Source organism: Lacipirellula limnantheis, from assembly GCF_007746075.1.
Taxonomy (GTDB): Bacteria; Planctomycetota; Planctomycetia; order Pirellulales; family Lacipirellulaceae; genus Lacipirellula; species Lacipirellula limnantheis.
On sequence record NZ_CP036339.1, the window covers coordinates 6289844 to 6301826 of the forward strand.

11 protein-coding genes are annotated in these 11983 nt (G+C 61.6%); 3 read left to right on the forward strand and 8 right to left on the reverse strand.

The genetic code is table 11. The annotated features are described in order from the left end of the window. Positions 1–38: 38 nt before the first annotated feature. Entirely contained in the window at positions 39–1265 is a 1227-nt protein-coding gene (locus I41_RS24580) for a hypothetical protein (protein WP_168207139.1), read from the forward strand. A gap of 338 nt (positions 1266–1603) precedes the next feature. Here the strand turns inward: I41_RS24580 and I41_RS24585 are convergent, their stop codons facing one another. Continuing rightward, positions 1604–1864 carry a hypothetical protein gene (locus tag I41_RS24585; RefSeq protein WP_145435667.1) on the reverse strand — a complete coding sequence of 87 codons (261 nt, stop codon included), beginning with the start codon at positions 1862–1864 and terminating at the stop codon, positions 1604–1606. Between the two features lie 77 nt (positions 1865–1941). On the opposite strand from I41_RS24585, the gene I41_RS24590 reads away from it, so the two are divergent. Continuing rightward, positions 1942–2391 (forward strand): hypothetical protein, encoded by a 450-nt coding sequence (locus tag I41_RS24590; RefSeq protein ID WP_145435668.1) that lies wholly within the window; start codon positions 1942–1944, stop codon positions 2389–2391. Between the two features lie 1010 nt (positions 2392–3401). Here the strand turns inward: I41_RS24590 and I41_RS24595 are convergent. The 4 genes from I41_RS24595 to I41_RS24610 form a co-directional block, all read right to left on the reverse strand. After that, a complete protein-coding gene (locus I41_RS24595) occupies positions 3402–3674 on the reverse strand; it encodes a hypothetical protein (RefSeq protein WP_145435669.1) in 273 nt (90 codons plus the stop codon). A 747-nt stretch (positions 3675–4421) separates the two neighbouring features. After that, the gene (locus tag I41_RS24600; protein ID WP_145435670.1) at positions 4422–4820 is read right to left on the reverse strand and encodes an Imm51 family immunity protein; all 399 of its coding nucleotides are present in this window, start codon (positions 4818–4820) and stop codon (positions 4422–4424) included. A 130-nt stretch (positions 4821–4950) separates the two neighbouring features. Next, a complete protein-coding gene (locus tag I41_RS24605) occupies positions 4951–5391 on the reverse strand; it encodes a hypothetical protein (RefSeq protein ID WP_145435671.1) in 441 nt (146 codons plus the stop codon). 575 nt (positions 5392–5966) lie between these two features. Continuing rightward, positions 5967–6281 carry a hypothetical protein gene (locus I41_RS24610; RefSeq protein WP_145435672.1) on the reverse strand — a complete coding sequence of 105 codons (315 nt, stop codon included), beginning with the start codon at positions 6279–6281 and terminating at the stop codon, positions 5967–5969. Between the two features lie 247 nt (positions 6282–6528). Here I41_RS24610 and I41_RS24615 point away from each other — a divergent pair, with 247 nt between their 5' ends. After that, entirely contained in the window at positions 6529–7152 is a 624-nt protein-coding gene (locus I41_RS24615) for a hypothetical protein (RefSeq protein ID WP_145435673.1), read from the forward strand. Positions 7153–7317: 165 nt separating this feature from the next. On the opposite strand, the gene I41_RS24620 is transcribed toward I41_RS24615, so the two are convergent. The 3 genes from I41_RS24620 to I41_RS24630 form a co-directional block, all read right to left on the reverse strand. Continuing rightward, positions 7318–7665, reverse strand: coding sequence for a PilZ domain-containing protein (locus I41_RS24620; RefSeq protein WP_168207140.1), 348 nt, complete (start codon positions 7663–7665; stop codon positions 7318–7320). A 38-nt stretch (positions 7666–7703) separates the two neighbouring features. Then, positions 7704–8747: an HD-GYP domain-containing protein gene (locus I41_RS24625; RefSeq protein WP_145435675.1), complete on the reverse strand. Its 1044-nt coding sequence runs from the start codon at positions 8745–8747 to the stop codon at positions 7704–7706. Positions 8748–9223: 476 nt separating this feature from the next. Continuing rightward, complete coding sequence (locus I41_RS24630; protein WP_145435676.1) at positions 9224–11908, reverse strand: cadherin repeat domain-containing protein; 2685 nt, start codon at positions 11906–11908, stop codon at positions 9224–9226. Positions 11909–11983: the final 75 nt, after the last annotated feature.

Below are 11983 nucleotides of genomic sequence, written 5' to 3' on the forward strand. Positions count from 1 at the left end.
ACAATGCGGACGCAGGGGCAATGTTAACGGATCGTCTAATGGCAACCTGGTCCTCGTGTAGGAAACGCACGTGCCTTCTTTGGTGCATCTTATTCTCTCTCACTGGCGGACCAGCGCTGGGGGCTAACGCACGCTTCCTCCCGCTCAACTTCTCCGGCATTGCCGCCCTCTCCGCAGATGGACAAGTTGTCGCCGGCCGGATCGGTAATGCCAGCGTCCTGTGGACTGAGGCCCGCGGCGTCGAGCGTTTTCCGGTGCCACCTGGCCTGTCGCTGCGCTACGTCAACGATCTGTCCGGGGACGGAACCACGATCGTTGGCGGCGTCCAAGTCGGTAGCGGGCTAACAGGTCACTACGAACCGTTCCGGTGGACGCGCGAGGGCGGCTACCAGCTATTAGGGTCTCTGTCGACCGATTGGCTCGACGACGCTTACGCTACTGCAACCTCCTACAACGGCGATGTCATCGTCGGCACCAATCGTACCCCTGAAGGCCGCCGAGCCTTCCGCTGGACGCCGGCAACGGGCTTGGTGAACCTCGGCACGCTGGGAACTACCAATCCGTATTACGACCCGTTTAGCGAAGCCGAAGCAGTCACGGATGACGGCAGCATCACGGTCGGCACCGTCAGCACCGATGAGGACGCGTACTACAAGCCATTTCTTTGGACAGAATCTGGTGGTTTTAATCTGATCGGCCTTCCCGCAGCCCCTCATCCTGGACCGGGCGGCATTCCAGCTGGAGGCGCGTCGCGAGTATCTGGTGACGGAAAAGTCGTCACCGGTGCAAGTCAAGTAGTTGGGGATCTAAAGTACTTTAGTTGGACTGCAGAGGGCGGATTCGTGCCGTTGCAAGCCGGTGCAGACATCAACACGGCGATCGCGAACTCAATCTCCCGCGACGGGTCAACGATTGTCGGCACCGAGATTTTGTGGAACGTTCCTGCACCTGGTAAGACAACGACTCACGCGAGCATTTGGCGACTTGCCAAAGACGGTTATCAGTTTGCCAGGGTTGCTGACGTTCTCGCGGCGAGCGGCGTCGATATCAGCGGGTGGCAATTGACGAATGTCTATGGCGTTTCTGCCGACGGACGCACGCTGTTAGGCATCGGAGTGGACCCTCAAGGAATTAATCGCGCGTGGTACGCAGTCTTGAGCGTTCCCGAACCTGCCGCCGGCGCGATCGCAGCCATTGCCGTCTCGATGACGGGTTGCGTTGCGAACATGCGTCCCTCGCGCCGCCTTCGCCGCCCGCAGGGATGAGGGAGGGGGCATCGTTCATCTAGCTGCCCAGCAATTCGCTTGGATTGTGTTATGCCTTTCCCGTGGACCAACTTTAAGCTTTGGAAGCTACTTGCTCTCGCCGCCTTGCCAGCCCTGACGATCGGATTGTGGCTTGCAATACCGGCTTACTTCCAATCGCTAGATCCATTGCTGCTCACCCCACGCGAGCACGACGCCACAGCACGCAGGCTTTTGGCTGGCGGTGGTCTCACTTTTGCCGGGTTTATATTGGCGTTCCTCGCTCGCCTCTTTGTGTCGATTGAGCGGGGACCGCGCTAGTTGCTTCATGCCGATCGCGTCTGATTGACCAGAGCCACTCATGGAGTGAAGCGGGGGCGGGGCATGGTGATAGATTTTATCACTCGCCAAAGTTGGCCAGCCGCGCCGGACGATGCTGATACGGCTCGTCCATCATCGTCGGCGGCCAGCGAGCGAAGCGACGCCCTAAAGATCCCGGCGATAATGGCGACCACGGCCGTCACTGTCAGCAAACGACGGACCGTGAATCTCTCGGGCATGGCCCAGCGGCAGAGCGACCCGGCGGCAATGAGCACCAAGCCGTCGATGAGTAGCGTCAAGATGAACCTCGGTCCGTTCATGTCACTCATGATAGCGGGCGGGGAAGTCGCCTGCGAACTCCGCTATACTAGCGGCCATGCTCACCTACGTCCGCTACGCCCTGGCGACTATTTGCTTCGCGGCGAGCGTTGCTTGTTTGGCGTTGTGGTGCGACACCATCTTGGACGAACGCCGCTTGAGCGTTAGCTACGTCTCCACGTCGTTAAACGTAATGCTTCATGCGGCGGACGGAATCGGAAATATCCAGCTGAGCCGAAGTCGACTTGGAACTAGCGTCGTCGGTGAGTGGCGATTTACGTCCTCCCATTTCAGCGGCCGTGCTAGCCAGCTTCATTGGACCGGCGGTCATGAGGGCGCGCTCGGTCGCACTCGTACCGGCGTCTTTTTTCCGTTATGGTACGCAGCTCTCCTCTTCGCGCTCGCCGGCGTTGCCTCCTTACGAGTCGGCCGCCGCTTTACGCTCCGCTCGGCGATTATCGCCACGACCGTCGTGGCTGGGCTGTTGGGGATGGCGGTGATTCTGTAGGAAGACGACCTGGGGGCGGTTAAAATGCGGGACATGAAATCACTCAGCTCTTCCATTGTCGTCCTATCGTCGGCAATAATCTTCCACGGCTCCGCTGTCAGCGAGTCGGGGGATGCACGGGTGTTCCTCTTTATGATTGGATTCGTGATCGCCTTCTTGGGACTTACCGGCTGGAGGGCGGCGATGGCGCAGTCCACTTCCTGACCACGGCCGGGAGGCTTGGAGCTAGGCCTACTTTCGCCCCGCCCGTCGCCAATGGGGTAGAAACGAAACAGACTTGTAGAGCCTTATCGTTGTTCTCTGAGTGGCTGCAATCAGAGTCGCGATAGCGCAAAGGACCAAAGTGCTCGGCTCTGGGATAATGGTCGCGCGGAAGCGTGTGGGGACTGTGCGGCTGCTGTTGTGGAATTGAAGCGGGCCGCCCTTAGTGTCTACGCTACCGTAGCGGGTAGCTTGCCAGTAATCTAGTTCGCCGATTCCCGAGACCTCTGTGGTTCCAGAAAGCATCGCCCATCCGGCGAGCTCCGACACTCCATACGGACCGACGAACAGGTCGAAGCCCCGTAGGCTAGCCCGCTTGAAGCCAACGAGACCATTACTGTCAACAAAGGTTTCTGTGGGAGTAAAAAAGACGAATTCGCCAAGCCCCGCAATTGCAATGGCCGCTAACTCGTGGGGCGTATGGTAAATTGGAAATCCAGGCCAAGACGGGTCTGAACCAGTTTCAATAGTTCGGTTAGACGTGTTTCCGACGGCTGTAATTGTGAAGGGGAGCTCAAAGAATCTGCGTGATCCTAGCGTCCCTGACCCAACGCCAGAATGTTCAAAGACTATCGTTGCCCCCACGACGGTGCGAGGAACGCAAACAGTAGCCACAGCCACCAAGAACGCGAGAAGAAGTGCGGGCATTAGCATCTCCCAATCCAGAGTGATCCGTCGAACTTAATGCCGCGGCTCGATGACTTCAACCCTCGCGCCGACTGCGCCGCCCGCAGGGATGAGAGAGGCCTTCAGGAGATTCGACCGCTCGACCGTCGCCAACTGTAGATTGCCAGGGCCACCAGCAGCAGTAGCGTAAAGAAGAACAACGAGAGTACGCCGGCCGCAGCGTCGATAGAAATCGGGATCTGTCGTCTCCCCAGCGGTCCAAGTTCGGCGTACGAAATGACTGATTCCGGGGTGAGCCTCCCGTCGATCAGCCAACCGCTCCAGGTATCTTCAGAGAAGCCGAAGCGGTGTGGTCCGAGCTTGATGTTGAGTTGTCGAGTACTGCCACTGATCACCGCTGCGTCTCCTTGTATAGAGTCAAGCGGGGGCGGAGCATGGGGGCCATCAAATTCGCTTTATTACTGTGAACGCGAAGTGACACTTAAGGTCTATATCTTCGCCATCGTCTTTGCGGCTGATGATCTTATAGGTGTGTAAATCTAACTCTAGAGCCGCTGCCGGGGAGTTTGTTGCGTCGTGTCGACGTTGCCATAACCGGAACGCCTTGCCGACTTGACCGCCGTCCGACATGATCCAGCAGGCATGCCCAATCTCGCAGCCTGTAATATCCACGGGCCGTGGGCCGATGAATGCGACTACGCAGTCGGCCATCGGTCCGTCGACGAGGTTGAAGCGCACTCTTCCTTCTGGATACTCGATTGCGTGCGGGTACACGACGGGCGTCCTATTAAATTCCGATCTTTCGTGATCCTCGGTCGCACCTGACGCAACGACATCATTGGCGGCAGTCTACCAGAAATCCGACCGCACGAGATGCCCCGGTTCGCGCCCCTGCGGATCGGCTAACAGGGAAACCGTAAGCGACAGGGTTCGCGTCGAGAATCTGATCCGTCGTCTCTTCGCTATTGGCGTTGCGTCGGCCATGGGAACGTCAGCGAAGGGGGTGTGGTGGGAGTACGACCTCAAGCTGAGCGACTGCCCCCCCGCGGCGCGACGGCTGCGCGGGCGAACGTGGGGGAGCAGCCGGCGTGACACGCGGGGAGTGCGCTCCAGCGCTTGGTTAGGCGACGTTGGTTGACGTGTCATGAGCCGTGAATGAGGGACCACACAACCTGCATAAGAAGTCTGCAGCTGGACTCGGATTCGACCCACACCACGCAAGTCGCCGACTCGGTATCCCCGAACTGCAACTCGTCGGAAACCTCCGGGTGATACTTGGTGAACACGCTCCGAATCAGAGTAGCCCAGCCGTATCCGTCGGGTTCGAGGCCGAGTGCGGCAATCTTTGCGTTTGGGGCGGCGAACAACTCGCCCTCGGGCTGGAACTCTACCTGCCAAGCCAACGGAATATCGCGCCCGCCATAGGACGTGCTGCCCATAACCGAAAGAAGGACCGGCTCCCACCGCGCATCCTCCCAGATGCCGCCTTCGTCGGCATCCACGAGTTCCTGCAAATTGTCTGGAATCGTCCAATCGGGCATAATCAACGAATAGCGTATGCGAAGTCGCCTAACGGCAAAGCTCAGCAGCGGCGTTGGCCAAGTGAGCTACTAACCCCAGAAAGCCTACATGCCCCCGCTGTCTGTTGCAGCGTCTGATTCGGCATCTAGGTTACACCAGCGCTAGCAGCTTACGGTAGTCGAGGAACTCGTTCTTCCAGTCGCCGTACATAGCGGTCAGCCCGCACGCCGGGCACCGGCATCCCAGATACAGCCACTTCACGTCCTCGCTGTCGGCGTACAGCGACACCCCAACTGTGATCTCGAACTCCCGAGCGCCGCACGGGCAGGCGCACTCGCCTGGTTCGGCCTCGGCCATGTACTCGGCGCTGTCCCCGATCGGGTGCTCGTGCTTACAGGCGATGCACGCGCGGACGGCTACGCACTGATTGTCATCGAGGAACAGCCAAAAAACCCGGCCGCCACACTTACACACCGCGTCGGCGTAGTGGTGAGCGAGGTATGTGACCTCACCGCTGTAACGGAAAATCTCCTCGCGGATGTCGGCTTGGCTGTCGCCGTACCGCCACTTTCCGCGCTTCTTCAAGGCCATCGCGCGCCCTCTGCCTCCGCCGCCTATAACGCTTGCGTTCAGCCGGTTCGAGGATTGATTGTTTAGTTACCGCGATCTCACCGAGAACTCGGTTGCGCCGCAGTTGGAACCGCCACCTGCGGATAAATGTACACGAAGTCTCGATGGGTCTGATGTGAAATTGTATCCGATGTGTGCTACGTGGAGCACCGCGATTGGAGTTCTGAGAGTAGCCACCTCGCAAATCGTCGCGGTCCACGACGGTGCGGCTTTTTCGTATTGGCGTTCTCGGCGCATGCATCCAGAAAAAGTTGTGCGACGGTCTGAGCGGTTGTTACTCCGAGTTCGCTCCGAATCTTAGAGCAGCGTTCTGCAAGTTCGAAGAGTTCATCCGATTCCGCGGCTAGCCAGTGGTGTTGGTATTCATGCGGAAGGTCTTGTGAATTAAAGAAGATCAGCGTTCCGTTCTCGGCACAAACCGGCAGGACACGCATTAGCGCATCAAATAGCTCACGTTCAGTCGCAGCCAGATCTCGTTCTAGCGCTGCAGATACGGTCATGCTTCATCCGCGAACGACCTGACGTTGAGCGGCTGGTTAGCTGCACCGCCACAACGCCGCGCTGAAAGCGGTGAGCAATTCCCGGTCGCCCTCACCAGTGACAATGTGCGCGATTACATCGTCGGGGTAACGCTGCAAGTCGTCTGCGAGAAGGTGCCGGAGGTGTCCGGTGACGCGATGCTGCACTTCGTTGAGCATTCGGAGGCGACGCGGGTGGGCGATATCTTCCGTGCCCGGCACATACGTGCCCCGTGCGACCACCGTCAGATTGTGGGCATAGTCGGCCAATACACAGATCTGCCGATCTGACTTCAAGCGCGAATACGCAGCGACGGCTTCGTCGACGGTCATGGCTCAGGTGCAGCTAACTTGTTATTGGACAGAATCTTCTTCAGTAAGCCCTGCATTTTGAAGGGAACATTCAGTAACCAGCTCGCCTATTCTAGTGGATGTGGGCGCAATAAAAAGCGACGGAACTCTTCTAGTAACCGCCGTATTCGGGGAGCGGGAGTGGCCGTGTCTTCCGCGAATGCGCCTCTCGGAGAGATGCGGCTATACTGAACTGCGCCATTCCCCACGTCATGAAGGAGGTTTCCCGATGCGATTTTTCTGCTTAATCTTGCTGGGCGTCCTTGTTGGATGGGGTGCGTCGGATATCCAGTGGAACCGCGAGGCGGCCGGGCAGGACGCTCCCGCACGCGCTCCGGGCGCGGAGCGCTCGATTCGCCCTGACCGCGAGGGGGTGTTGCGCCGGCGCGGGCTCTTGCCGCCGCGCGACCCCGCCTCGCCCGCGCCGACGGGTGAAGCGCCGCCCTACCAGCCGAGCGGTGAAGCGACCCCGGACGCCGCCATGGAATCGGGGGCTACTGCTGCTTTGGGATTTGAAGTCCCGCAGGGTGCAAACCGCGCGATGGAAGAACTTGGCGATCCGATCGCCGCACCGACCCGAGCAGCAGCCGCCACGGGCGGTCTGTTGGGACGATTCCAAGCGTCGGCGTATGGGGCCGCGAGCGGCCACGGCTGCTACGTCGTCGATACGATGACAGGAGCGATTTGGCATGTGAGCAACGCTCAGCCGCCGCAACTGGTGACGGCGGCATTGACCGCGCACGCCAGCGGGCCGCAGCCGGCGTCGATCGCTTTGCCGCCGCCGATGCTGACCGCGCCGGCGATCCCGAGCTTGGAACCACAGACAACGCCGCAAAGCGATGCGGCGGAGTAGCCTGAGCAGTTGCGACAGCGCATTCTTCCAGTTGGTCGCGGTCGCAAGATTGCACGGATCTGCACGTTGACGAGCCCCCGACATCCGCTGAACCAGGAAAGCTGATTGCACGGCTCCGCGGGAGGCTGGGCACTTCGCCTGCTGCCGGTTCGGCGACGGGTCGCCTTACGGCAGCGATGCGCTCGGAGCGGTCGGCGCGCTGGCCGGCGTGAAGCGGCCGCCGCAGGCAAAACATTGGTTGCTCTGACGTCGGCAACGCTTGATCAGCACCTCGTACTTGGCGCCGCTAAACATTTGCAGCGTCCAGCGCTCATGGGGCAAGAGTTGCCGCGGCGCCAAGAACCCGACGCCATGACGCGACACGTCGGTCGTGTAGACGGCATAGACGCGTTCACCCTGGATCAATAGCGCCCTGCTGCGCATGTAGTAACGATGAAACGAGCGGCGACTGACGGCGCACCTGGGCGTCGCCCCCATGGCCGCGAAAAAGGAGCCCATGGCGGATGGAGGCATCGCGGTTCGTTCGTCGGCAGCCTCCCAGGCTGACGAGATCACGTTTGCTTGAGCGCTGAGACCCAGCATTTCACCATCTCCGCGTCAAAGTGGGGGCCTGCATTCCGCGTCAGGAAGTCGATGGCGTTCGCCGCCGTCGTCGGACGCCGATAGGGTCGCTTGCCGGTGAGCGCGTCGAAGACGTCGACGACGGCCACCATCTTGGCCCAGGGGTCGATATCGGTTCCGAGCACGCCGACGGGATAGCCGCCCCCGTCAATGCGTTCGTGATGTTGGTAGACGATCATCAGCTGGGAGTGCGTCAGATCGGCGCGGGTACAAAGCTCGACGTAACCGCGAGTGGGGTGCAACTCGATGAGTTCGCGTTCATGCGGGTCGAGACGGGTCGACTTGTTGAGAATCTTCAGCGGAATGTGCCGCTTGCCGAGATCGTGCAGCATGGCAGCGGTGGCGATCTGCTCCAGTTCGGCAACGTCGCTGACGCCGAGTCGCTCGGCAAGAATCACGCTGTAGCTGGCCACATTGGTCACGTGGACGAAGGTGTTGTAGTCGTGACGGGCGATGTTGAATAGTTCGCTGGGCAGGACCTTCGCCGAGGAAATGAACGACACGATGTCGCGGCCGATGTCCCGGGCAAGGGCCACGAACTTGCTGCAATCGACCAGGCGCACCGTCTGCTCGATCTCCGCGGCGGCCGCCAGTTGCAACGCTGCGAACTGGTCGGCGCCGGGGGCCTCGTCCCCTCCCGCGCGGATGGCGTCGCGCAGGGAGGCGCCGAGTTCCTGCAGGTCGCCCATGCGGACGTAAATATCGCAGATGCCGACTTCGACCAGGTTTGACAGGGGTGCATGATCGAGCGTCAGACCGGCGCGGCAATAGAGTGCGGGCTCAGATGAGGAGTGCGATTGAAAGAACAAGTCGACTGGCGCCGCGTTGAGGCGCAGCAGCAGATCGATCGGAACATGGATGTACCCGACGGCCGGAAAAGGCTGGCCCATCGTCGCCGGATTGGAACTGCATAACGTCGACATACAGAATAACGCCGCCGCGCGGGCGGCCTGCGGCCGGATACGTCGCGCCACTCGTGGAGCGTCTCCGTCGGCGGACTGGGCGGCCCGTCTGGTGTTCGAGTAGGAAACGATTGGGTGCTCAACTGGAAGCAATACTGAAACTATAGGCCATCTCGTCAGTGTTAGTTCCTGACGGCGGCGACGTCGGAGTCCACTGGCGCTAAACTCGGGAAAAGCGTAGCAATCGATTCGACCCGCAAGGGTAGCGGACAAGAATGCTGCCGCCGCTGCCCAAAGGCGGGGCGGTCAGCCCCGCGGGGAGATCGAGTTGCCCCCGTTTGCAGATGACGCCAGGGCGTTCTTAGAGCAAGAAGCCGAGCGCGGGGGCCGCCATCGGTCGACCGGGGCAACTTAATTTCCGTGGAAAAAATGAAGCGACGCGACGCTTGCGGAGTGCGCTCGCGGCGGCTCGTCCGCAGCCCATGCGATCCGAGCATACCGCTCAACCGGTTCAAGCGGGCGTCACGGCGAACAGAGCGTCAGTACGGTCACGCGACGAGCGCTGCGTCGACGACTGCCGCCCACGATTCGACTTCGTCGAAGGCTATGTCGAGCGACTGGGCGCTGGGAGCCGAACGGGAATCTTCTTGTTCCGCTGCAACAATCGGCATGTCGGCGCCGGGCGTGCGAGCTTCAATAACGGCGAAAGACGCGTGGCCGCTGGTTGCGATACACACGTCGGCGGGCGGCAACTCGTACGCAGGCGTCGAGAAGCTCGGCGTCGCGACGGCTGCGGCCAGCCACCAAATCGACGCCCCGCTGCTCAGCGCAGTCAGAGGCGGCGGGGTTTCGTCCACGTCGGCGACGGTGATCGACAGCGGCAGCGTCGTCGTTCCCCCTGCCCCGTCGGCAGCCTCGACGTCGACAAGATAGATGCCGTTGGCGTCGGCGTCGGTGGCAGACTCAAAATCGAGCCCGGCCAGCAGCGTCAGTTCATTGCCGTTGGCAATGGAGAAGAGCGCCGCATCCTCGCCGCCGACAATCGCGAACGTGATCGCCTGCTCGGGGAGATCGGCATCGATGGCCGTGAGCGTCGCGACGTTGACCACGTTCTCATCGACCGCTAGCGATGCAGCGATGGTGAACTGCGGGACGTTGTCGTTGATCGGCAGCACGTTGACGATGATCGACTGCGTCGCCGCATTCACGCCGTCGGTTACCTGCACCGTTAATACCGCGACCTCGGCGCCGTTCTCGAAGTCGAGGTCGACGAGCGCCGCGTCGACAATCGTCAGCTGGCCGCTGGCGTCGATCGCGAACGCGCCCAGCGCATCGCCGGCGGTAATCGAGTAGGCGAGCGTCTCGGCAGGTAGATCGGCGTCGGTCGCAGACGCTTGGCCGACGATCGTGCCCGTGATGCTATTCTCGTCGATGCTGAGAGTCTGTGATGCGCCGGAGACGAACTGCGGCGGGTTGTCGTTGATCGGCAGCACATTGACGATGATGGACTGCGTCGCCGCATTCACGCCGTCGGTTACCTGCACCGTTAATACCGCGACCTCGGCGCCGTTCTCGAAGTCGAGGTCGACGAGCGCCGCATCGACAATCGTCAGCTGGCCGTTGGCGTCGATCGCGAACGCGCCCAGCGCATCGCCGGCGGTAATCGAGTAGGCGAGCGTCTCGGCAGGTAGATCGGCGTCGGTCGCAGACGCTTGGCCGACGATCGTGCCCGTGATGCTATTCTCGTCGATGCTGAGAGTCTGTGATGCGCCGGAGACGAACTGCGGCGGGTTGTCGTTGATCGGCAGCACATTGACGATGATGGACTGCGTCGCCGCATTCACGCCGTCGGTTACCTGCACCGTTAATACCGCGACCTCGGCGCCGTTCTCGAAGTCGAGGTCGACGAGCGCCGCGTCGACAATCGTCAGCTGGCCGCTGGCGTCGATCGCGAACGCGCCCAGCGCATCGCCGGCGGTAATCGAGTAGGCGAGCGTCTCGGCAGGTAGATCGGCGTCGGTCGCAGACGCTTGGCCGACGATCGTGCCCGTGATGCTATTCTCGTCGATGCTGAGAGTCTGTGATGCGCCGGAGACGAACTGCGGCGGGTTGTCGTTGATCGGCAGCACATTGACGATGATGGACTGCGTCGCCGCATTCACGCCGTCGGTTACCTGCACCGTTAATACCGCGACCTCGGCGCCGTTCTCGAAGTCGAGGTCGACGAGCGCCGCATCGACAATCGTCAGCTGGCCGTTGGCGTCGATCGCGAACGCGCCCAGCGCATCGCTGGAGGTAATCGAGTACGTCAGTGGTTCGACCGGCAGGTCTGGATCGGTCGCCGCCGCGACGCCGAGAATCGTGCCACTGGGGGAGTTCTCCGGGATCTCCAGCGTTTGGACGGCCCCCGCGGTGAAGATCGGCGCCGACAGATTGAGGGGCGCTGCCGTGACCGTCAGATCGTCGATGCCGAGACCGTGATCGGCGTCGGCATCATCGCTGTCGGTCCAGCGCAGCACGAGCTCCTCGCCTGGAGCCCAACTGAGGCCGGTGATGGTCGCCGTGACCGTCGTGCGGTTGGCGGCGGCATTGCCATCCAGCGTCCGCGCGGTCCCGCCATATTGCGGAGCCGTGAAGTCAAGCGACGGCGCGGCAGCAAACGTCCCCTGGTCGAGCGACGCTCCCTCGCCGACGGCGAACTCGAAGCGCAGCGCCTGCGCCGCGAGGGCGCCGCTCTCCTGCCACTGCTCGCCTGTGAACGACAGGGTGATGCTGGTGAGCGTGCCGCCGGTGTCGTTGGTCAGCGTCACGCCGTAGGCGTAGCCGCCTAGTTGATTGGCGATCGAGCCCAGGGCGCGATCGGGCATATCGAAGTCGCCAAAACTGCGGACCGACGACGAAGCCGCATGCCCGTTATCGGCAATGAACGTCGCGAAGTCGCTGGAGCCCGATGACTTATGGAGCTGCCAGCCCGCCATGGCGGCCGCTTCGATCGGCCGGGCGTCGAAACTGGTCACGCCGCTATAAAAGAACGACGTCCCGTCAATGGGGAGCGAATCGAAGTCTTGCGAGTAGTTTCCCGTGAACGAGACCGCGCTGAGCAGCGCCCGCGACTCCAGCCGCTCAACGGCGAGCGGCCGCGCGCCCGGCGACTGGGCGCCCTGGGAGTTCGCAACGCGTCGACAGCGGCCGACTTGGTTCCACCGTCGTCTTTGGCGATGACGGATATCCATAGGTATGGCGACGCGAACGCCGCGGCATGATGTGTCGGGAGACGCCCGCTACGGCGCACGAGGCGCCATTGCGGC